This is a genomic window from Xanthomonas sp. MLO165, from assembly GCF_018831305.1.
Taxonomy (GTDB): Bacteria; Pseudomonadota; Gammaproteobacteria; order Xanthomonadales; family Xanthomonadaceae; genus Xanthomonas; species Xanthomonas arboricola.
In genome coordinates this window covers 3,639,187-3,661,137 of the sequence record NZ_CP029263.1, presented here as the reverse complement: position 1 = coordinate 3,661,137, position 21,951 = coordinate 3,639,187, and the positions used below count along the sequence as shown (strand labels likewise).

19 protein-coding genes are annotated in these 21,951 nt (G+C 67.2%); 9 read left to right on the top strand and 10 right to left on the bottom strand.

Annotation, left to right across the window (positions count from 1 at the left end; translation table 11 throughout):
- Nucleotides 1-10: 10 nt before the first annotated feature.
- From modA to DGN21_RS15335, 6 genes are all read right to left on the bottom strand, one after another.
- On the bottom strand, nt 11-787 hold the full coding sequence (gene modA, locus DGN21_RS15360; protein WP_126966784.1) for a molybdate ABC transporter substrate-binding protein: 777 nt from the start codon (nt 785-787) through the stop codon (nt 11-13).
- A gap of 75 nt (nt 788-862) precedes the next feature.
- Complete coding sequence (locus DGN21_RS15355) at nt 863-1,687, bottom strand: MBL fold metallo-hydrolase (RefSeq protein ID WP_126966785.1); 825 nt, start codon at nt 1,685-1,687, stop codon at nt 863-865.
- Nucleotides 1,688-1,700: 13 nt separating this feature from the next.
- Nucleotides 1,701-2,516: a S1/P1 nuclease gene (locus DGN21_RS15350; protein WP_126966786.1), complete on the bottom strand. Its 816-nt coding sequence runs from the start codon at nt 2,514-2,516 to the stop codon at nt 1,701-1,703.
- An 89-nt stretch (nt 2,517-2,605) separates the two neighbouring features.
- On the bottom strand, nt 2,606-3,220 hold the full coding sequence (locus DGN21_RS15345; protein WP_126966787.1) for an OmpW family outer membrane protein: 615 nt from the start codon (nt 3,218-3,220) through the stop codon (nt 2,606-2,608).
- Nucleotides 3,221-3,339: 119 nt separating this feature from the next.
- A complete protein-coding gene (locus DGN21_RS15340; protein WP_046344068.1) occupies nt 3,340-3,963 on the bottom strand; it encodes an OmpW family outer membrane protein in 624 nt (207 codons plus the stop codon).
- Between the two features lie 287 nt (nt 3,964-4,250).
- Entirely contained in the window at nt 4,251-4,763 is a 513-nt protein-coding gene (locus DGN21_RS15335; RefSeq protein ID WP_102251397.1) for an SgcJ/EcaC family oxidoreductase, read from the bottom strand.
- Nucleotides 4,764-5,274: 511 nt separating this feature from the next.
- On the opposite strand from DGN21_RS15335, the gene gap reads away from it, so the two are divergent.
- The 7 genes from gap (at nt 5,275) to DGN21_RS15300 (ending at nt 16,068) form a co-directional block, all read left to right on the top strand.
- Nucleotides 5,275-6,276: a type I glyceraldehyde-3-phosphate dehydrogenase gene (gap, locus tag DGN21_RS15330; RefSeq protein WP_024938165.1), complete on the top strand. Its 1,002-nt coding sequence runs from the start codon at nt 5,275-5,277 to the stop codon at nt 6,274-6,276.
- Between the two features lie 410 nt (nt 6,277-6,686).
- Nucleotides 6,687-9,464 carry a DUF2339 domain-containing protein gene (locus tag DGN21_RS15325; protein ID WP_126966788.1) on the top strand — a complete coding sequence of 926 codons (2,778 nt, stop codon included), beginning with the start codon at nt 6,687-6,689 and terminating at the stop codon, nt 9,462-9,464.
- Nucleotides 9,461-10,819: a DUF3999 domain-containing protein gene (locus DGN21_RS15320; protein WP_126966789.1), complete on the top strand. Its 1,359-nt coding sequence runs from the start codon at nt 9,461-9,463 to the stop codon at nt 10,817-10,819. Before DGN21_RS15325 ends, DGN21_RS15320 begins: the two co-directional genes overlap by 4 nt.
- Nucleotides 10,820-11,141: 322 nt before the next feature.
- On the top strand, nt 11,142-12,317 hold the full coding sequence (locus DGN21_RS15315; protein ID WP_126966790.1) for a phosphoglycerate kinase: 1,176 nt from the start codon (nt 11,142-11,144) through the stop codon (nt 12,315-12,317).
- Nucleotides 12,314-12,961 carry an HAD family hydrolase gene (locus DGN21_RS15310; protein WP_104555345.1) on the top strand — a complete coding sequence of 216 codons (648 nt, stop codon included), beginning with the start codon at nt 12,314-12,316 and terminating at the stop codon, nt 12,959-12,961. Before DGN21_RS15315 ends, DGN21_RS15310 begins: the two co-directional genes overlap by 4 nt.
- Nucleotides 12,962-13,304: 343 nt before the next feature.
- Nucleotides 13,305-14,771 carry a pyruvate kinase gene (gene pyk, locus DGN21_RS15305; RefSeq protein ID WP_024938169.1) on the top strand — a complete coding sequence of 489 codons (1,467 nt, stop codon included), beginning with the start codon at nt 13,305-13,307 and terminating at the stop codon, nt 14,769-14,771.
- A gap of 292 nt (nt 14,772-15,063) precedes the next feature.
- Entirely contained in the window at nt 15,064-16,068 is a 1,005-nt protein-coding gene (locus DGN21_RS15300; RefSeq protein WP_016902277.1) for a class I fructose-bisphosphate aldolase, read from the top strand.
- A 162-nt stretch (nt 16,069-16,230) separates the two neighbouring features.
- On the opposite strand, the gene DGN21_RS15295 is transcribed toward DGN21_RS15300, so the two are convergent.
- From DGN21_RS15295 to cobA, 4 genes are all read right to left on the bottom strand, one after another.
- The gene (locus tag DGN21_RS15295; protein ID WP_024938170.1) at nt 16,231-16,770 is read right to left on the bottom strand and encodes an O-acetyl-ADP-ribose deacetylase; all 540 of its coding nucleotides are present in this window, start codon (nt 16,768-16,770) and stop codon (nt 16,231-16,233) included.
- Nucleotides 16,771-16,969: 199 nt separating this feature from the next.
- Nucleotides 16,970-17,476 (bottom strand): isoprenylcysteine carboxylmethyltransferase family protein, encoded by a 507-nt coding sequence (locus tag DGN21_RS15290; RefSeq protein WP_126966791.1) that lies wholly within the window; start codon nt 17,474-17,476, stop codon nt 16,970-16,972.
- A gap of 239 nt (nt 17,477-17,715) precedes the next feature.
- Nucleotides 17,716-18,675 (bottom strand): cysteine synthase A, encoded by a 960-nt coding sequence (gene cysK / locus DGN21_RS15285; protein WP_054592164.1) that lies wholly within the window; start codon nt 18,673-18,675, stop codon nt 17,716-17,718.
- Nucleotides 18,676-18,691: 16 nt separating this feature from the next.
- Nucleotides 18,692-19,897, bottom strand: a complete 1,206-nt coding sequence (cobA, locus tag DGN21_RS15280) for a uroporphyrinogen-III C-methyltransferase (RefSeq protein WP_126966792.1) — start codon at nt 19,895-19,897, stop codon at nt 18,692-18,694.
- A 163-nt stretch (nt 19,898-20,060) separates the two neighbouring features.
- On the opposite strand from cobA, the gene DGN21_RS15275 reads away from it, so the two are divergent.
- Nucleotides 20,061-21,044 (top strand): LysR family transcriptional regulator, encoded by a 984-nt coding sequence (locus tag DGN21_RS15275; protein WP_024938173.1) that lies wholly within the window; start codon nt 20,061-20,063, stop codon nt 21,042-21,044.
- Between the two features lie 279 nt (nt 21,045-21,323).
- Entirely contained in the window at nt 21,324-21,605 is a 282-nt protein-coding gene (locus DGN21_RS15270) for a hypothetical protein (RefSeq protein WP_126966793.1), read from the top strand.
- The last annotated feature ends 346 nt before the right edge of the window (nt 21,606-21,951 follow it).

Below are 21,951 nucleotides of genomic sequence, written 5' to 3'. Positions count from 1 at the left end.
ACGGCGCGCCTCAATCCTGCAACGAAAAACCACGGCGAACGAAGATCGCCCTGGCCGGCTTGCTGCCCAGCCATTGCACGAACGCGGCCGTGCCGGCATTGCTGCTGTTCTTCAACGCAGCGACCGGATACACGATGGCATCGTGGCTATCGGCGGGGAAGGTGGCGACCACGCGGACCTTGGGTTCGGCGCGCGCATCCGAGCCGTACACGATGCCCAGCGGCGCTTCGCCGCGCGAGACCAGCATCAATGCGGCGCGCACGCTTTCCGACTCGGCCAGGCGATTGCTTACTCCATCCCACTGGCCGAGTTTGCGCAGCGCTGCGGCGGCATACTTGCCGGCCGGCACGCTGTTGGTCTGGCCAACCGCCAACCGACCGTTGTCGCCGAGCGCCTTGGCAATCGCGCCGGGCTGGCGCGGATCCACGCGCAGCTTGCTGGTGGCCGGGGCGATCAACACCAGGGTATTGCCGAGCAGGTTGCGGCGCTGCGCCGGCACGACCAGGCCGCGTTGCTGCAGATAGTCCATCCATTCCAGGTCGGCCGAAAAGAACACGTCCGCCGGTGCGCCTTGCTCGATCTGGCGCGCCAGTGCAGAGCTGGCGGCGTAGGAAACGCGCACCGGCGTGCCGGTCGCCTTTTCGTAAGCGGCCGCGGCCTCGTCCATGGATTCCTTCAGGCTTGCTGCAGCAAACACCGTCACCGGCGCCGTTTGCGCAGTGGCCAGGACGGGTAGGGCAAGCATCAGCACGCAGAACACGCGCTGCCAAAAACCGATCGTGCGCATGGGAAGCTCCAGCAAGGTCAGGCAGCGATCATAGCGGCTGCGCGTCATGCGTCGCGTGGTGGCTGCGTTGACCTATCAGTCAACCACGCCGTCGCAGCGGCCGGCCTGCAGATTGGTCTGCAATGCCGGCCGGATCAGCCTGGGCTCGGGCAGCGTGGCATCGCGGGCCTGGCGCTGCGCCACGAATGCATCGATCTCCACGCCGTCGCGCACGTGGATATTGCTGCGCCGCTGCTCGCCGATGCTGGTCTGGTACGCCACCTCACGGCCGCCCGGGCCGTAGTCGTGGCAGACGAACACGCGCGTGTCCGCCGGCAGCGCGTACATGCGCTGGATCGAGGCGAACAGTTGCCGTGCATCGCCTCCGGGGAAATCGCAGCGCGCGGTGCCGGCGTCCGGCATGAACAACGAATCGCCGGGGAACAGCGCATCGCCGATCAGGTACGCGATGCTGTCGCTGGTATGCCCGGGCACCGCGACGACACGTACCTGCAGCGTGCCAAGCTCGAAGCGCTCGTCATCGGCGAACAGGTGATCGAACTGCGAGCCGTCGGCACGGAAGTCGTCCGGTAACGCACAACGTGGCGCAAGCGTCTGCTGCACATCGCGGATACCGTCACCGATGCCGATGCGTGCCTGCGGCCAGTGCTGCTTCAGCCACTGCGCGGCAGACAGGTGATCGGCATGCGCATGGGTTTCCAGCAACCACTGCACCTGCCAGCGGTGGTGGGCGATGGCATCGACGATGGCTTGCGCGGCGCGCGTGCCGACCTGGCCGGTGTCGGCCGCATAGTCCAGCGCCGGATCGATCACCGCTGCTGCCCCGGTCGCCGCGTCGGCGACCACATAGGTGAAGGTGTTGCTGTCGGCGTGAAAGAACGCAAGCACCTCGGGCTGCATCGGCGTCTCCATCTCAGGGCGCGGCCAGCGCCGCATTGAGCACGGCGGCCAGTCGGTCGCCAGCCTCGCGCAATTGGGTCTCGGCAAGCGGACGATAGGTCGCGATGTAGTCGTCCGGCAATACGTGCTTGCTCGGATAGACGCCGGGCGTGACCGCGATCTTGCAGGAGGCCTGCGCCCATGCCGCAGCCGGCGGTGGCAGCACCGGCGATGTCGCAGCGGTCGCCGGCAACGCCAGCAGGCGTTGCAGATACGCATCGTCATCAAGATGGCGGTCGTTGAGCATGCCGCTGTCCCACAGCGCATGCAGGTTGCTGCCCTTGCCGGCGACCTGCAGCTGGAATTCATTGCCGCCCTTGTCGTGTGCGTAGCCGGCATGCATCGGCTGATGGATGTCGCCGACAAAATGCACCACGAACTTCAGGGCCTGCCGGCGCACGTCCAGCGGCTGGCTGCGGTCGGCAAGCAGCGCGGTCTGCCGGTCGAGCGCGGCGATCACGCAGTTGCCGTCCGGGCAGTCGCGCGGCGGCGCATACGTGCAGTCGTGCTCGCCAAGATTGACGTAATGCCAGGGCCCGGAGCGCTTGCCCAGCTCCGGGTCGTGCTCGCGCAACTCGTCGGCCCAGCTGGCGACACCGGCCAATGTCGGGTTGGCTTCGCCCTTGAGCAATTGCGCCACCTGCGCTTGCGCCTGCGGGCTCAGTTCGGTCTCGGCAATGCGCGCCACCAGGCGGTGGCCTTGCGGCCCCCAGGCGAACGCGCTGATGGGCTGGAGGGCCGCGACCGCGGTTGCGGCAAGAAGGAGGATGCGAGGAGAGAAGGTCTTCATCCGGCAATTGTACGCATCGGTCCGGGACGGTTTGATGGCCGTCCCCGGGCGAAGCACAGCCACGGCTCAGCGTGGCGTTAGCGGCATGCTCAGAAGTACACCAGGTACGACACGCCATAGGTCAGCGGGTCGATCCGCGCCTTGCCCAGCCGGCTGCCATTGAAGTCGACATTGCTGCGCGAATTCGTCCAGCGCGCGTCCACCCGCAGGCCGCTGCGATCGTTGAAGATGAAGTCCACACCGACATGCGCGGTGGCGCCCACCGAGTCGTCGAAGCTCAGGTCGCCATTGCCGAAGGCGTCATCGACGTCTTCACCGACAAACGTGGTGTAGTTGATGCCGACACCCACGAACGGCGACACCGTGCCGTAGCCATTGATGTGGTACTGCAACAGCACGCTCGGCGGCACCGACCAGTAGCTGCCCACCTTGCCGACGCCCTCAAGCTCCAGATCGTGCTTGCCCGACACCGCGGCATGCACCTCGATGCCGAGGTTGTTGCGCAGGAAGTATTCGTAGGTGAACGACAGCGCCGGTGCGCCCTTGATCTCGGCACGCGTGCCACCGAAGCTGCCGCTGTCGGACTTGGGCGAGACATAGCCGGCGCTGTAGCCCGTGGTCCAGTGACCGGCCGATTGTGCAAGGGCGGGCGCGGCCGAGGCGGCCAGTGCGATGGCGAGGGCGGTACGGATCAGCATGCTCATGGAATCCCCGGATAGGTCGGACAGGCGGTCGACGTGACCAACCTGTCCGCAACTCCGGCGGTGGATTCACGTCCCTGGACGCCAAGTGTGCCAGAGATGCATCGCGCACGCTGCCGGGCTCAGAAGCGGTGCACGTAGGCCACCCCGTAGACCAGCGGGTCGATGTTGACTGTGCCGATGCGGTTGCCGTCGAGGCGCGCTTCGGTGTCGATGTCGATCCAGCGCAGGTTTACCCGCAGCGCGCCGCGGTCGCTGAGCTTGTAGTCCACGCCCGCGTGCAGGGCCAGGCCCCAGGAATCGTCCAGTTCCAGCTCGCTGCCGGCCAGCGCGCCGCGCGTGTCGGTGCTGAAGAAACGGGTGTAGTTGATGCCCGCGCCAACGAACGGCGAGAGCCTGCCCTGGCTGTTGAAGTGGTACTGCAGCGAGATCACCGGCGGCAGATGCTTGGTGCTGCCGACACGCCCCAGGCCACGGAGCGCGATGTCGTGCTCGAACGGCAGCGCAGCCAGTACTTCGATGCCCAGGTTGTCGGCGATGAAGTATTCGGCGGTGAAGGTCGGCTTGATGTCCTTGCCGACGTCCGCCTCCAGCGTGCCGCCGACCAGGCGGCCGTTATCGGACTTGGGAGCGACCTGGTGGGCACCGACGGCAACGGTCCAGTCGCCTTTGGATTGAGCCAGTGCGGGGACGCTGGCGAAGCCGGCGGCCAGGCCGGCGAGCAGAAGGGTAGAGCGCATGCGCATGGAAACTCTCGTTGTGTGCAGGGGATGGAAGAAGTCTTGATGGTTTGCCCGCTGGATGCCTTGATCCTGATCAATCCATCCGCGCAGGGACGCTGTGGGTCATGCGCAGATGCGAGCAGGCACCGGCAGCGACAGCAGCGATCTGCGCCATATCGGTGATCGCACCGGCGCGTCGCGTCCGGTCTGCAACGCGATGCGCCTGGCGCAGGCGGCGGTGGGGGAGGAACGCCGCCGCCTGCGTGCGCGGTGGAGCAGGCAGCGAGCGGATGGCTGCAGCGCTGGCGCACTTACTTGACCTTGGCGAGCGTGGGCGCATCCACTTCCGGCATCGCCGAGCTGTGGTGGTTGATGATCAGCCACTTGTCGTCGCGCTTTTCGTACACGAAGGTGTAGCGCGCCTGCACCTTGCTCTTCTTGCCGTCCTTGTCGGTCAGCGTGAAGGTATAGACACCGGCATCCACCGCGCTGTCGTCATCGAGCACGCGCACGGTGCGGTAGTTGACGACGCCCTGCGGCTTCTTGGTCAGGAACATCTCGAAGTACTTTTCGATCTGCGCACGCGAGGCGCGCACTTCGTTGGAGACGGTCGGCAGCAATACGCCGTCCGGCGCGTACAGGTCGGCCACCTTGTGCGGGTTGCCGGTGGCCAGCGCCGCGTTCCAGGTGTCGAACAGCGCAGCGACTTCGCGCGCTTCGCCATCGGCGGGCAGCGCGGCCTTGTCGGTGTAGTGCATCACGCCGCCAGCCAGCGCCGGGGTGGCGGCCAGGGCCAGAACCAGAGAGAGAAGGGTGCGACGCATGGGGAATCTCCGTTGTGATGGATGGGTGCCTCAGCAGGCAGGGCCAGTATCGAAATCCACGGAGCGCCGAAATTCCGCTGTTCGGCATATGCCTCGATACGCCTTTCAGCGTATCGATTTATAACTTAAGTGATTGGAATAATTTGGATATTTTGAAAAAATAGGCGGGGTTTCGATTGCCGCGTCCCGTGCCGCACCCCAGATCGTCACGGGCCCTCAAGTCAGGCAGGCGTCAGCCCCACCGCATCGCTCCGGCAGCACCGATGCTCATCACCTTGTCGATTGACGGCACCCACACAGCGTGCCCACCTTTCGATTCCCGATTCCCGATTCCCGATTCCCGATTCCCGATTCCCGATTCCCCAATCCCCACCACGCATGCACCACGGCACAACGTCCTAGCGCCCCATGCCGCAGCGCTGGCCGCAGCACGGCTGCACGAGTGCGACGCTGCTAGAATGGTGGTCCCTTTCCATCCGCCGCGCCATCGCGGCCGCAGGAGCTAGTGAACATGGCAATCAAGGTTGGCATCAACGGATTCGGTCGCATCGGCCGCAACGTGCTGCGCTCTGCGGTGCAGAACTTCGCCAATGACATCGAGATCGTGGCCATCAATGACCTGCTCGAGCCCGATTACCTCGCCTACATGCTGCAGTACGACTCGGTGCATGGCCGCTTCAAGGCCGATGTGTCGGTCGACGGCAACACGCTGATCGTCAACGGCAACAAGATCCGCCTGACCCAGGAACGCGACCCGGCCAACCTCAAGTGGGATGCAGTCGGCGCCGACGTGGTGATCGAGTCCACCGGCCTGTTCCTGACCAAGGAAACGGCGCAGAAGCATCTCGACGCGGGCGCCAAGAAGGTGATCCTGTCGGCACCGTCCAAGGACGACACGCCGATGTTCGTGTTCGGCGTCAACGACAACACCTACAAGGGCGAAGCGATCGTTTCCAACGCCTCGTGCACCACCAACTGCCTGGCGCCGTTGGCCAAGGTGATCAACGACAAGTGGGGCATCAAGCGCGGCCTGATGACCACCGTGCACGCGGCCACGGCGACGCAGAAGACCGTGGACGGCCCGTCGAACAAGGATTGGCGCGGTGGGCGCGGCATCCTGGAGAACATCATCCCGTCCTCCACCGGTGCCGCCAAGGCCGTGGGTGTGGTGATCCCCGAGCTCAACAAGAAGCTGACCGGCATGAGCTTCCGCGTGCCGACCTCGGACGTGTCGGTGGTCGACCTCACCGTCGAACTGGAAAAGCCGGCCACCTACGCCGAGATCTGTGCTGAAGTGAAGGCGCAGAGCGAAGGCGCCTTGAAGGGCGTGCTGGGTTACACCGAAGACAAGGTCGTGGCCACCGACTTCCGCGGCGAAACTTGCACCTCGGTGTTCGACGCCGACGCCGGCATCGCGCTGGACTCGACCTTCGTCAAGCTGGTGTCCTGGTACGACAACGAGTGGGGCTATTCCAACAAGTGCCTGGAAATGGTGCGGGTTGTCGCGAAGTAAACCTTCGCGCCGCTCGGTCGAAGAACCCCGGCTGGTCCGGGGTTTTTTATGCGTGCTGTAGCGCCTTGAAGCGTGCCGCCGGGCAGGAATGGATAGAGTGGGGCCGTGCATCCTCTGCGCGATCACGCGGCGTGGCGTATGTAGTGCGCGCGATCGGTCGATGACCAGACGATCCGGGGGCGTTGCTGCTGGCGGGAGTGCCGGCTGACGACTTGGTCAGGCGCGCCGGTAGGCGGTGTCCTCGGCCCAACCACTCCAGGAGTGGCCAACAAAAACGGCTGCGTGTCCGCCCGGCGCCTTCACCCACCCGACGACCACTCGCTACGTTTGTTATGCCTGCGACTTTCGTCGGCGCGCCGAGTAGCATGATGGCGCTAGCGTCGGCCGGATGCCGACTCAGGGGCTGTGCGTTGGAAACGATGATTGTGACGGTGGTGCTGTTGCTGCTTGCGGTGCCGGTAGGGCTGGTGATCGCCCTGGTGTGGATCGCCGGGCTGCGGCGGCGCGTGGATGCGCTGGAACAGCGGTTTGCGCAATGGCAGGCCAGCGGCGCAGCAGGTGCGGACGCGGCGGCGGTGCACAGGTCAGCGCCAACGCCATCGCCTGCCGGCGCGTGGGAGCCGCAAGCGGCGTCCAACGTCGGCATGCCTGCGTATGGCGAGCCTGAGCTGCCTCTCGCAGCAGATCTACAAGCCGCGCCGGCGCCGACGCCGGTCGCACCACTGCCAGTGCCGCCAGCATTGCCGGCAGAAGCTCCCGCATCGTCGGCGGCGCGCAGCGCAGTGCAAGCGCCGCCCCTGATCGCTTCGCCTGCCGAGTCCGAGCAGCCAGCGCACGTGCCCTCCGGGCCGGGCCCGCTGGCGCGCGTGGCCAGCGCAGCGAAGCGCTGGTTCACCGAGGGCAATGTGCCGGTCAAGGTCGGCATGCTGGTGTTGCTGGCCGGTGTGGCGTCGCTGTTGAAGTACGCCAGCGACCAGGGCTGGATGCGCATGCCGATCGAGCTGCGGCTGGCAGGTATCAGCGTGCTGGCGCTGGTTGGCCTGGTCTTCGGCTGGAAGCAACGGCTGCAGCGGCCGGGCTTTGCGTTGGCGTTGCAGGGCGGCGCCATCGGCGGCTTGCTGCTGACGGTATTCGCCGCGTTCAAGCTGTACGGGCTGCTCGGCGCGGGTCTTGCGATGGGCATCAGCGTGGTGCTGATTGCCGGCATGTGCGTGCTGGCGGTGGTGCAGGATTCGCGCACGCTGGCCGTACTGGGCGTGCTGGCCGGCTTTCTCGCGCCGATTTGGCTGTCCACCGGCAGCGGCAATCATGTCGCGCTGTTTTCGTACTACGCGGTGCTCAACGCCGGCATCGTGGCGATCGCCTGGACGCGTCCGTGGCGGGTGCTGAACCTGCTCGGATTCGCCTTCACCTTCGGCATCGGCACGCTGTGGGGTGCGCTGCAATACGCCCCGGCGAAATTCGCCACGACCGAGCCGTTCCTGCTGTTGTTCTTCGCCATGTATGTGGCGATTCCGGTACTGCACGCGCGGCGTGGCGATGGCAGTGCGGGCAAGCTCATCGACGGCAGCCTGTTGTTCGGCACCCCGCTGGTGGCCTTCGCATTGCAGGCGCGCCTGCTGGATGGCGAGCGCCTGCCGTTGGCGCTGTGTGCGCTGGCGGTGGCGGCGCTGTACGCGGGCCTGGCCAGCTGGTTGCTGCGACGTGCCTCCACGCGCCTGCTGGGCCAGGCGCACGCGATGCTGGCGGTCGGTTTTGCGACCCTGGCGGTACCGCTGGCCTTGTCGGCGCGTGCCACCGCCAGCGTCTTCGCGCTCGAAGGCGCCGGCTTGTTGTGGCTGGGGCTGCGGCAGCAGCGTCGCATCCCGCAGTTCAGCGGGGTGGCGTTGCAGTTGCTGGCGGCGGTCGGGGTCGCCTTCGGTGTGGATGCGTGGCGCCACGACACAGTGGCCGTTGCCAACGCTACCTGCATGAGTACCTTGCTGCTTGCATTGGCCGGCTGGGCCAGTGCCTGGTTCCTACGCGATGCAGGGCAGCCGCGCCGCGCGCTGGTGGCGTATCTGTGGGGGCTGGGCTGGTGGGCGCTGTGCGGTGTGCACGAGATCTTGCGCTTTGCCGGCGATCTGCGCAGCGAGCCGGATCTGCTGCTGGGCTTTGTCGCGCTCAGCGTGTGGCTGGCAGCCGAGGTGCATCGGCGTCGCCCGGCAACGGCGCTGGTGTGGACGGCGATGTTCGGGCTGGCGCTGGCCGCGCCGTTGGCGCTGTGGCAGAGCCATGCGCATACGCAACCGTTCGCGCATTGGGGGGCGCTGGCCTGGTTGGCGTTCGCCGTGGCCGGCACGCGCGCGCTGTGGTGCCTGCGCAGGCAGCACGGCGCAGGCGCGGTGGCCGCACAGTTCATCTGGTGGCTGCTGTGGCCGTTGGTGGTGTCGTTGGGCGTAGCCTGGCTGGCCGATACGTTCATGCTGGCAAATGGCTGGCGTTGCGCCTTGCTGGCCGCGCCCTGGCTGATCGTGGCGGCAGTGGGGCTGTTGCGCTGGCCGTGGCTGGCGTGGCCGCAGGGTGCGGGTTTCGATCGGGCACGCAATGCCTTGCTGGGCTGTGTGTTCGCGGTGCTGGGCATCGGTTGGTTGATCGTGCTGCTGGACCCGGTGAGCGCGGCGCCATTGCCATGGCTGCCCGTGCTCAATCCGGCCGAGCTGGCGCAACTGGCGGTGCTGGCCTTGCTGGCGCGTTGGGCCTGGTCTGCGCAGGCGCCGTTGGCCGTGCAACGGTGGCGGGTGACTGCGCTGGGCGTGTCGGGCTGGGCCTTGATCACCGGCAGCACCTTGCACAGCGTGCACCACTGGGGTGGCGTGGCGTGGGATGCCGGGTTGATCGGCGCGACCCTGTCGCAGACCAGCCTGACCATCGTGTGGAGCGTGCTGGGCGTGCTGGGCTGGGTGATCGGCTCGCGGCGCGGTCAGCGTGGACTGTGGCTGGGTGGTGCGCTGTTGATGGGCCTGGTGCTGGCCAAGCTGGTGCTGGTCGACCGCCAGCATCTGGGCAATCTGCTCGGCATCGGCTCGTTCATGGCCTATGGCCTGTTGTGCACCGTGGTGGGCTATCTGGCACCGGCGCCGCCGCGCCAGCCGGTGGCCGAAGAGCAGACTGGCGGAGACGATGGCGTGGACAAGGATCAGGCATGAAATCGAGGCAATGGGGATGGCTGCTGTTGGTGCCGCTGCTGGCGCAGGCAGCCGATGTGCGCCAGGACTATCGTCAACAGTGGCCGCTGCAGGTAACCGGCGCGGACGCCGGCATGTATCAGCTGCGTTTGAATGCGGCGATCTATCGCAGCGCCCATGACCCGGGGCTGCGCGATGTCACGGTGATCGATGCGCGTGGCGAGGAGATGCCGGCCGCGCTCTTGCCGGTGGATGCCGCGCCGGCTGCCGCGCCGCGTCGGCAACGCCTGCCCTTGTTCGCGCTGCCGGCCGGTGCGGCGCCTGCCAACGGCGATCTGCAGCTGATCGCCGAACGCGATGCCAGTGGCGCGGTGCGTCGGCTGGAAGGCCGTTTCGCCACTGGCACCGCTGCCGTTGCAGGCGCCGGTGACAGCTGGCTGATCGATGCCAGCGCATTGCGCGATCGTCCGCGCGCGCTGTGGCTGGACTGGGACGGCAATACGCCGGTGCAGGCCCGGCTGCGCGTGGAAGGCAGCGACGATCTGCGCGACTGGCACCTGCTCGCTGCAGATGCCACCGTGATGGCGCTGGACAACCAGGCGCAGCGTCTGCAGCAGCGCCGCATCGCGTTGGACGCGGGCGCGCGCTATCTGCGCATCGTGCCGGTGTCCGGCGAGTTGCCGGCCTTGCGCGTGGTCGATGTGGAACTGGACGGCGTCTCGGCGCCGCCGCAATCGCTGTGGCTGGAATTGCCGGGCACTGCGCAGGACAAGGCAGTGGTGTATGCCTTGCCTGGGCGCTTTCCGATCACCCAGGTCGATGTCAGCGGCGGTCAGGCCGAGGCGGTCGAATGGACCGTGGCAAGCCGCGATGCCGATGACGCGCCATGGCTGCAACGTGCCGGGCCGTGGTTGGCGTATCGCCTGGGTACTGGCACCGCCGCCGCGTCGCCACCGCAACAGCTGTCAGCGCCTGTGCGCGACCGTCAGTGGCGATTGCTCGCCGCACAAGGACGTAGCACCGCGCTGCCGACGCTGCGCGTGGGCTACCAGCCGGAGCGGATGATGTTCCTCGCCCAGGGGCAGCCGCCGTATGCGGTGGTCGCCGGCAGCGCGCGGCAGCAACGTGGCGATGCGCCGCTGGCCTCGATGCTGCAGGCACTGCGCCGCGAACGCGGAGCGCAATGGCAACCGGCGCAGGCCAACATCGCCGCGCAGGCACAGCCGCTGGCCGGTGATGCCGCGCTGCAGCCGGCCGCCACACCGCGCGACTGGAAGCGCTGGTTGCTATGGGCGCTGCTGGTCGGCGGCGCCTTGCTGGTCGGTGGTTTTGCAGTGAGTCTGCTGCGCAATTCGGCGACCGATCGCAGCCCCTGACGACCCGCGCATCGCACCGCGGTTTGCCGCTGCGGCGCGAAGGTCCGACAATGGGCATCCCCCGTCGCCAAGGCAGCCGCATTGCCCGTCGTCTTCGACCGAGCATCCCCCGCAACGCCAGCCGTATGGGCAGCGACATGCGCGGCAGGCAGGCTGCAATCTCCGCGACCTGCACGCGGGCGCAACGCCAGCGTGCAACGGCTGCCCCAAGCCATCCATCCGCGCAGCGCCCAGACATCGGCGCCACGTGTAGCAGCTGCTTCTTCGATTCCCCAATCCCGATTCTCGATTCCCCAATCCCCAGACCTAGCGAGCTGACCCCATGTCCATCGTCCGCATGACCGACCTTGATCTCTCCGGCAAGCGCGTGCTGATCCGCCAGGATCTCAACGTGCCGATCGACAACGGCCAGATCACTTCCGAGCAGCGCATCACCGCCTCGGTGCCCACCATCAAGCTGGCGCTGGAAAAAGGCGCTGCGGTGATGGTCACCTCGCACCTGGGCCGGCCCAAGGAAGGCAGCTGGACCGAAGAAGATTCGCTGGCGCCGGTGGCCGAGCGCCTGACTGCGCTGCTGGGCGTGGACGTGCCGCTGGTGCGCGACTGGGTCGACGGCGTGGACGTCGCGCCGGGCCAGGTGGTGCTGCTGGAGAACTGCCGCATGAATGTCGGCGAGGGCAAGGACGACGAGGCGCTGGCACGCAAGTACGCGGCGCTGTGCGATGTGTTCGTCATGGACGCCTTCGGCACCGCGCATCGCGCGCAGGCCTCCACGCATGGGGTGATTCGCTTTGCGCCAGTGGCTGCCGGTGGTCCGCTGTTGATGGCCGAACTCGACGCGCTGGCCAAGGCGCTGGATAATCCGGCCAAGCCGCTGCTGGCGATCGTGGCCGGCAGCAAGGTGTCCACCAAGCTGGAGCTGTTGTCCAACCTGGTCAACAAGGTCGACCAGCTGATCGTCGGCGGCGGCATCGCCAACACCTTCATCGCCGCAGCCGGGCATGGCGTCGGCAAGTCGCTGAGCGAGCCGGATCTGATTCCCACCGCCAACCAGATCGTCGCCGATGCGAAGCTGCGCGGTGCGGAGATTCCGTTGCCCACCGATGTGGTCGTTGCCAAGCAGTTCCTGCCCGATGCCGAAGCGACGGTGAAGGCGCTTGACGCCGTGGAGGCCGACGACCTGATCCTGGACATCGGCCCGCAGACCGCCGCGCGCTACGCCGAGCTGATCGCCAGCGCCGGCACCGTGGTGTGGAACGGGCCGGTCGGCGTATTCGAGTTCGAGCCCTTCAGTCACGGCACCGAGACGCTGGCGCGCGCGATCGCCAGCTCCAAGGCGTTCTCGATCGCCGGTGGCGGCGACACCCTGGCGGCCGTGGACAAGTACGACATCGCCAAGGACGTCACCTACATCTCCACCGGCGGCGGCGCCTTCCTGGAATTCCTGGAAGGCAAGACCTTGCCGGCGGTGGCGGCGCTCGAGGCACGCGGCAAGTGAGTGCAGCCACGCTGTTCTTCGATCTGGACGGCACCCTGGTCGATTCGGAGCCGGGCATCGTCGCCAGCATCGTGCACGCCTTCGACGCGGTGGGCCAGCCGCGTCCGTCGCCGCAGACCCTGCGCGCGTGGATCGGCCCGCCGCTGCGCGACAGCTTCACCGACTGCTTTCCCGACGATCCGGAGCTGGTGCAGCGCGCACTGGCGGCGTATCGCGGGCGTTACGACGCGGTCGGCTGGACCGAACTGAGCGTGTTCGACGGTATCGGTGAGGTCGTCGTCGACCTGCACCGCGCCGGCCATCGCCTGGCGGTGGTGACCTCCAAGAACGAGCGTTACGCACGCCGCATCGTTGAGCATCTGCCGTTCGGGGCCTGCTTCGAGAACGTGATCGGGGCCAGCGAAGACGGCGAACGCCGCTTCAAGCCGGACCTGATCGCCGAAGCACTGCGGCGGCTGGACATCGCCAAGACCGGTTGCGTGATGATCGGCGACCGTCGGATGGACATCGATGGCGCCAACCACCACGGCATCCACAGCATCGGCGTGTTGTGGGGCTTCGGCGACGAAGCCGAGCTGCGTGCCGCCGGTGCCGGTGCGATCGCCCACACGCCTGCCGAATTGCGCGCCTTGATCCAGTCGTAGGAGTGACAAACAGAGCAGCTGCGCGCGTCGCCAGGCGAGCGCAGCCGGCGCTCGTCGTTGGGTGGCAGCACGCGGATGCGGCGAGGGTCTTGCAGCATCCGCGCTGCGACGACCGCTCGCCGTCATCCGACCGCCGCTGCAACCCGTAGGACCTTCACCGCTGCCGCGTTAGGGTGGCAGCCCACAGCAACATCCCGCGGTGCGTCAGCGCGCTGCGGAAAGCGTACGTACTGTCCCGCACTGTCTTTAGGACATGCCGGAATACGAGGGTGGCTATGCCGCAATGCCATCCTCGGTAGGTGACGCGTGTGTTAAGTTTCGCGGCTTTTACAGGGAGGCCATCATGAAAGAACGTCAACGCCGCACCAAGATCCTCGCCACGCTCGGACCGGCGACGGATCCGCCCGGTGTGCTGGAAGCCTTGTTCAAGGCGGGCGTCAACGTGGTGCGCCTCAACTTCAGCCATGGCGACCCGTCCGGCCAGGCCAAGCGCGCGGCCGAAGTGCGCGCGGCGGCCGTGCGCGTCGGTGCCGAAGTCGGCATCCTGGCCGACCTGCCGGGCCCGAAGATCCGCGTCGAACGCTTTGCCGAAGGCAAGGTCAAGCTGACCACCGGCGAGCGTTTCGACCTGGTGGCCGACCCCAATGCGCCCGCGGGCGACCAGCACCAGGTCGGCGTCAGCTACCTCGGCCTGCCGCAGGACGTCGCCGCCGGCGACGTGCTGCTGCTGGACGATGGCCTGGTGCAGCTGCAGGTGGCCGAAGTGCAGGGGCAACGCATCGTCACCACCGTGCTCAACGACGGCGTGCTGTCCGATCGCAAGGGCCTGAACAAGCAGGGCGGCGGCCTGTCGCTGGGCGCGCTGACCGAGCGCGACAAGGAGCTGATCGGCATCGTCGCCAAGATCGGCGTGGACTTCATTGCGGTGTCGTTCTGCCGCAACGCCGAAGACATGAATGACGCGCGCCGTATCGCGCGTCAGCACGGCTGCGATGCCGCGCTGGTGTCCAAGATCGAGCGCACCGAAGCGATCGAGAACCTGGTCGAGATCGTCGAAGCCTCCGACGTGGTGATGGTGGCGCGTGGTGATCTGGGCGTGGAAATCGGCGATGCCGAATTGCCGGGCCTGCAGAAGAAGATCATCCGCGAGTCGCTGGCGCAGAACAAAGTGGTGATCACCGCCACGCAGATGCTGCAGTCGATGGTGGAAAGCCCGATCCCGACCCGTGCCGAAGTGCTGGACGTGGCCAATGCGGTCATCGACGGTACCGACGCGGTGATGCTCTCGGCCGAAACCGCGGCCGGTGCTTACCCGGTGCGTGCGGTGGAAGCGATGGCGCGCATCTGTCTGGGCGCCGAGCGTCAGTTCGAGTTCGACACCGACTTCGAAGCGGCGCAACGCAATCTGCAGCGCGCCGACCAGGCGATCGCGATGGCGACCATGTTCCTGTCCGAGCACATCGGTCTGGCCGGCGTGGTCGCGTTGACCGAGTCCGGCGGCACGCCGCGGTATCTGTCGCGCTTCCGTTCCAACATGCCGATCTACGCCTTCACCCGTCACGATGGCGCGCGCCGCCACATGGCGATGATGCGTGGCGTGTTCCCGATCAGCTTCGACAGCCGCGGCCTGACCCCGCGTGAAGCCGCACGTGCGGCGATCCGCCTGCTGGTGGAGAACGAGCGCATGGGGCCTGGCGACCGCGTGGTGTTCACCAGCGGCGAGCATATGGAAACCCACGGCGCCACCAACACGCTGCGTCTGCTGGAAGTGGGCGAAGACGGCCGCGCCAGCGGTCTGGGCGAGCTGTAACGCACGCCCTGCGCAGCGCGTGCGTCGTCGGTCGACACACGCGCTGCATCCACATCGTTACGTACAGACACAGCGGCGGCCTGCGGGTCGCCGTTGTGCTGTGCGGGACAGGGTCTGCGGTGCGAGTGCGCCCGCGGGGCACGCAGCCCGCAGCGTGCGCATCACGCTGGGAGCCGCGCCACACATCCGCCATCCCGGACACGTGTAATCGGTTGCAGGCATTCCGTGAAGGAATGTCTGCAACTTTCGTCGCTATACTTTCGTTCTCCCCCGCAGCTGCCACAGGAACTACATGAGCATCGAACAGCTTGCCGAAACCGCCCAGGCCATGGTCGCCCCGGGCAAGGGCATCATCGCCATCGACGAATCGACCAGCACGATCGCCAAGCGTTTTGCCAGCGTCGGCATCGAGAACATCGAAGAAAACCGTCGCGCCTACCGCGAACTGCTGCTGACCACGCCCAAGCTGAGCGACTACATCTCCGGCGCGATCCTGTTCGACGAGACCATCCGTCAGAAGACCAAGGACGGCGTGCCGTTCGCCGAGTACATGACCGCCCACGGCATCATCCCGGGCATCAAGGTCGACAAGGGTGCGCAGCCGCTGGCCGGCATGCCGGGTGAGCTGGTCACCGAAGGCCTGGACGGGCTGCGCGCGCGTCTGGAGGAGTACTACACGCTGGGCGCACGCTTCGCCAAGTGGCGTGCGGTCATCAACATCGGCGAGGACATCCCGTCCGGCACCTGCATCGAGGCCAACTCGCATGCGCTGGCGCGTTATGCCGCGCTGTGCCAGGAGCAGGGCCTGGTGCCGATGGTCGAGCCGGAAGTGATCATGGACGGCAACCACGACATCGAGACCTGCTACGAGGTCACCGAAGCCACGCTGCGTTCGCTGTTCGGCGCACTGTATGAGCAGAATGTCGTGCTCGAAGGCACCATCCTGAAGGCCTCGATGGTCATCTCCGGCAAGGGCTGCGAAGAGCAGGCCAGCGTCGAGGAAGTGGCCGAGTCCACCGTGATGTGCCTGAAGTCGACCGTGCCGGCGATCCTGCCGGGCATCGTGTTCCTGTCCGGCGGCCAGACCGACGAGCAGTCCACCGCGCACCTCAACGAGATGCACCAGCTCGGCAACCTGCCGTGGCCGCTGAGCTTCTCGTACGGCCGCGCGATGCAGCAGGCCGCACTGAAGCTGTGGGCCAAGGACATGACCGGCAACTTCGCCAAGGCGCAGCAGGTCATCTATGAGCGCGCCAAGGAAAACGGCCTGGCCGCGCTGGGCAAGTGGAAGGGTTGATCGGCATGCCGGCCGCTTCATGGCCGGAGCACACCTAGCGAAAACGCCGGCAGCGATGCCGGCGTTTTTGTTTGTGTGGGTTGCCACGCGCCCGCACGACTTTCTAAACGCAACGAGCGCCTTGCGGCGCTCGTCATCTCCAACCTCTGCCTTGCACAGGCGTCAGGCGGCAGCGGTTTCCTGCGCAGCCAGCGCCTGCTGGTAGGCCTTGAACGTGGCCTCGTTGTAGGCCACCAGCACGATGTGCTTGGGCACTTTATGCGAGCGCTGCCAGTCGCGCGTTTCGGTCACGGCGATGCGCGCGGCCTGGTACAGCGGATAGCCATAGATGCCGCAGCTGATGGCCGGGAATGCGATCGAATGCAGCATCATCTGCTCGGCCAGCTTCAACGACTGCCAGTAGCAGTTGGCCAGTTGCTCCGGCTCGTTGTGCTTGCCGTCGCGCCACACCGGGCCGACGGTATGAAACACGTGCCGCGCCTTGAGATCGAACCCGTCGGTGATGCGGATTTCGCCGGTGGGGCAACGCACGCCTGGACGCACCTGCGGCAATGCCTCGCAGGCCTGCAGCAGGCGCGGGCCGGCAGCGCGGTGGATGGCGCCATCCACGCCGCCACCGCCCAGCAGTGATTCGTTGGCGGCGTTGACGATGACGTCAACGTCGAGTTCGGTGATGTCGCCTTGCCAGACTTCGATCTTCATGGCGAGATAATTATGGGATTTGCATGAGGAACGCGTGATGGGGCGCGCGTTGCGGAACAGGCACGCTAGCGCCCATTCATCTCATCTGCTGCGATTGCCGGGAACGGCTGTGGCGGTCGTGCGGCGGGAAGCATGCGAACCCGCAAGCTGCGATCGATCCGCTCAATCGCCGAGCAGCGATGTCGCCACGATTGGCGACTTACAGCCAGCGCCGCACGCGTGCGCAATAGGCGCTGTATTGGCGGCCGAATTCGTTGCGCAGACGCGCCTCTTCGAACGGAATCACATACCGCTGCAGGGCCAGCCAGGGCAGCGGCAGCAAGGCGACCGCCCACAGCAGGCCTAGCTGCAGGCACAGGCCCACATAGCTGAGCACCAGCGCCAGGTACATCGGGTTGCGGGTGAAGCGATACGGGCCATCGAGCACCAGCCGTGAGGGATGGCCGCTGGGCATGATGGTGGTGCGCCGGCGCGCGAACAGGATGAAGCAGCTCACCGCCAGCGCCAGCCCCAGACAGGCGATCACACCGCCGGTCAGCTCGATCCAGGCCAGTGGCGTTGGTGCAGGCAATGGCAGCTGCAGTGCGCTCTGCAGCCAGGCGCCCACGCCCAGGGCAAGCGCGAAGTGCGCAGGCGAGGTGATCTTGACCAGCCATGGCGCCCGCCACACGCGGGTGTCGCTGTATCCATACGGCCGGTTGCTCACGACGGTTCTCCCTGTGTCGGCCGCCATCCTAACGTTTCCTTGACGCGGAGGGGAGTATGCGCACGCCGGAGTCCGCCGCACGCGAACGAAGATCCACGCAGGCGTAGTGCCGCGACGTTGGCATGTGCGCGCCGGCACGCGGCAGCACACCGGGCAGCTGCGCAATGACTGGACGACCACAAACACACAGGCCGCGCTGTGGGCGCGGCCTGTGTGTGCAAACCAACGCTGTGCGATCGTCAGGGCAGACCGGCCAGCCAGTCGTCGTCGGAGCCTTCATTGATGTCGGCAAACAGCGGCGTGGAGAAATAGCGCTCGCCGGTATCCGGCAGCATCGCCAGCACGACCGCACCGGGCACCGCGCTTTCGGCCACGCGCAAGGCGGTGGCGACGGTGGCACCGCCGGAGATGCCGGTGAAGATGCCTTCTTCGGCGGCCAGGCGGCGCGCCACGCTGATCGCGTCGGTGTCTTCCACGCTGAGCACTTCGTGGGCGACCTCGCGGTTGAGCACCTCCGGCACGAAGTCCGGGGTCCAGCCCTGGATCTTGTGCGGCTTCCAGTCCTGGCCCTGCAATAGCGCAGCGCCGGCCGGTTCGGTGGCGGTGATGCGCACTTCCGGGCGGGCCACGCGCAGCACTTCGCCCACGCCGGTGAGCGTGCCGCCGGTGCCCCAGCCGGTGACGAAATGGTCCAGCCGGTGGCCGGCGAAGTCGCGCAGGATTTCGGCCGCGGTGGTGTTGCGGTGGTAGGCCGGATTGGCCGGGTTGGCGAACTGGCTGGCCAGGAACCAGCCATGCTGCTCGGCCAGCTCCTTGGCCTTGCGCACCATGCCGCTGCCGCGCTCGGCCGCCGGGGTCAGGATCACCTTGGCGCCATAGGCCCGCATCAGCTTGCGGCGCTCGATCGAGAAGGTTTCCACCATGGTGGCGACGAACTTGTAGCCGCGCGCGGCGGCCACCATCGCCAGCGCCACACCGGTATTGCCGGAGGTGGCTTCGACAATGGTGTCGCCGGGCTTGAGCAGGCCGCGCTGTTCGGCATCGAGGATGATCGCCAGCGCCAGGCGGTCCTTGACCGAGCCGCCCGGATTGAACGACTCGACCTTGACGTACAGGGTCACGTGCTCGGGCGCGAGCCGGTTGAGTTTGACCACCGGGGTGCGGCCGATGGTGTCGAGGATGTTGTCGTACAGGGCCATGGGGTCTCCGTCGGAATCAGGCTGCGTGGGCGAGTGTGGGCGCGTCGCGCGTTGCGATGGGTGAGTGCGGGGGCGGCTGCGCGGTCAGTGGCGCTGCGCCGAACCAGTGCAGGCTGGCGGCCAGCCCGGCGACCTCGCCCAGGATCAGCAACGCCGGGGCGCGCACGGCGTGCTGCTGCGCGGTGGCGGCCAGGCTGGCGAGGGTGCCGGTGATCACGCGTTGCTGCGGGCGCGAGCCGTTTTCCACCAGCGCGAACGGGGTGGTGGGTGCGCGGCCGGCCTGCAGCAGGCGTTGCTGGATGCCGTCCAGGCCGGCCACGCCCATGTAGAACGCCAGGGTCTGGCGTTCCTGGCCAAGCGCCTGCCAGTCCAGCGTGTCCAGCGAATCCTTGCAGTGCGCGGTGATCAGCCGCAGCGATTGCGCATGGTCGCGGTGGGTGAGCGGAATGCCGGCATAGGCGGCGCAGGCGATCGCGGCGGTGATGCCGGGAATGACCTGGAAGCCGATGCCGTGCGCGCGCAGGAATTCCAGCTCTTCACCGCCGCGGCCGAACACGAACGGGTCGCCGCCCTTGAGCCGCACCACGCGGCGACCGGCGCGCGCGTGCTCGCGCATCAGGGCGTGGATCTGCTCCTGGCGCGTGCTGTGGCCCTGGGCGGCCTTGCCGACTTCCACGCGCAGCGCGTCGCGTCGGGCCAGTTGCAGGATCTGCGGGCTGACCAGGCGATCGTAGAGCAGCACATCGGCCTGCCGTAGCGCGCGCAAGGCATGCCGGGTGAGCAGGCCGGGGTCGCCGGGGCCGGCACCGACCAGGGTCACGCTGCCGGGCGAGAGCCGGCCGACCGCGGTGCGTGGCGCCGGGGACCGTGCAGGTGGCGCTGCCGACGAGGCGGGCGTGGCGTCGTGGGTAAGCAGGCGGCGTGCGCTGGCCGCGGTACGCAAGGCATCGTTGAGGTCCGGCGCGGTGCTGGCGGCGATGGTGAGCCAGACCGGTTGGTCGGGCAGCTCCAGCCATGCCGGCTCGAACCGTCCCACCAGCCAACGCAGCCGCCCGGCCTGCGCCCAGTCGCGCAGTTGCGGGCTGAGTTCCGGCGCGCCGATTAAGGGCACGGCACCGGCCTGCAGCAGCGCGGAGGTGGCGTGCTCGGCCTCGGCGCCGCCGCCGATCACCAGGACGGCACGGCCACGCAGGTCGGCAAGAAGCGGGAACACAGAGGGCACGGCCAGCGCATCGAGAGGGGAGGGCCAGACCGTAACGCCGGCATATAGCGGTCGGAAATGACTTCATACGCCCTGAAAATAGCGTTCGGTTATAAGCTGGCCCGCAGAACTCCTCTACAGTCGAGTCCTTCGTGGCGCCTCGCGCTTTTTTGGATATAAGCCCATGACGCTGACCCAACTTCGCTATCTGGTCGCCATCGCCGATGCCGAGCTCAACATCACGCTCGCCGCCGCGCGTGTGCATGCGACCCAGCCCGGTCTGTCCAAGCAGCTCAAGCAGCTGGAGGACGAACTGGGCTTTCTGCTGTTCGTGCGCAAGGGGCGCAGCCTGGACGCGGTGACGCCGGCCGGCGTGGAAGTGATCGAGCGCGCGCGCTCGGTGCTGTCGGAAGCCAACAACATCCGCACCTACGCGGCCAACCAGCGCCGCGAGAGCCAGGGCCAGCTGACCTTGACCACCACCCACACCCAGGCGCGTTTCGTGCTGCCGCCGGCGGTGGCGCAGATCAAGCACGCCTACCCGCAGGTCAGCGTGCACCTGCAGCAGGCCGCCGAAAGTGCGGCGCTGGATCTGCTCAGCCAGGGCGATGCGGATATCGCAGTGGTCAGCACCGCCGGCGGCGAACCGAGCGCCGGCATCGCGGTGCCGCTGTATCGCTGGCGCCGGCTGGTGATCGTGCCGCGCGGCCATGCGCTGGATCAGGCACGCACCGCGCCGGACATGCAGGCCTTGTCGCAGCACCCGTTGATCAGCTACGAATCCTCCACGCGGCCGGGCTCGTCGCTGCAGCGCGCATTCGCCCAGGTCGGGTTGGAGCCGAGCATCGCGCTGACCGCGCTGGACGCAGACCTGATCAAGACCTATGTGCGTGCCGGGCTGGGCGTCGGGCTGGTGGCGGAGATGGCGGTCAGCGCCAGCGACGAGGACCTGCGCGCCTGGCCGGCACCGGCGCCGATCGCCGAGTGCATTGCCTGGGCAGTGCTGCCGCGCGACCGCGTGCTGCGTGACTACGCCCTGGACCTGGTGCACGTGCTGGCGCCGCAGATCGACAAGCGCGACCTGCGCCGCGTGCTGGACGGCAACCAGGCCCCGGCCTGGCCGCTGCCGCCGACCTGGGAATCGCTGACCCAGACCATTACCAGCTGAGCTGGCTGTCGAAGACTGCAGCGCGCATCGAGCACGCTTGCTCACGAGGTTTGCTGTGTTTACGAGAGGGCTTCGGTCGCTGATGGGCGCCTGCACGCGTACCGGCATGGGACACGCCGCAAGTACGCCCACGTAGCAACCGTGCAGCTGCGTCATGCTGGCGGTCAGTGTGCGGAATCGATGACGACTGTCCGTACACTGCGACCTGCGCGCCGGGCGTACCGATTCCGCTTGGCTGCGCGCGCGGTCCCTGTTCGCCACTGTGAGGCACTGCCACCGATGACCGAGCCACTGCGTCCGCCCCTCAGCCGGCTGTGGTCGCCCGACCAGGACGGCGGCATGGCCTTGCAGCTGTCGGCACGCGTCGAGGGCCGCGAGCATGCGGTACTGACGGTGCTGGCCGATCCCCGGGACGAATCGTTGTGGGTGGAACTGCAGGCCGATGGCACCCAGGTGCAGATTCCGCTGGCGGTGCTGCGCCAGCTGCTGGAGGTTGCGGCGGAAGAGGTGCATTCGGCGGACTGGTTCGCGCGCCAGGATGCGGCCGATTCCGGGTTCTGAGACAGCCCGCGAACGCGCATCGGAATGCTGCGCTGCAGCGTCCGCTTTTTTGAAAACCTTCCTTCTATCAATCACTTGGGAAGCGGTGGGCGCTCGCCAAAATGCGCGCTGTCGGTGATTCTCCCTACAGCTGTCAGGGCCGTGGCGGCGGGGTGGTGTGGCCGCATCAAGTTGCGCCCTGCGCTGTCGTAAATCCTTATAGCAACCATCACGCGACACTCTCGGACGTCTAGGGGTGGACGGCGCAGGACCGGCGATGCGGCACATCGCATCGCTGGTTTGTTTGTCGGTGTCGTCAAGCGGTTGCTAGCGCTGTCGCATCACCATTGCGCGAGGCTGCGCAATG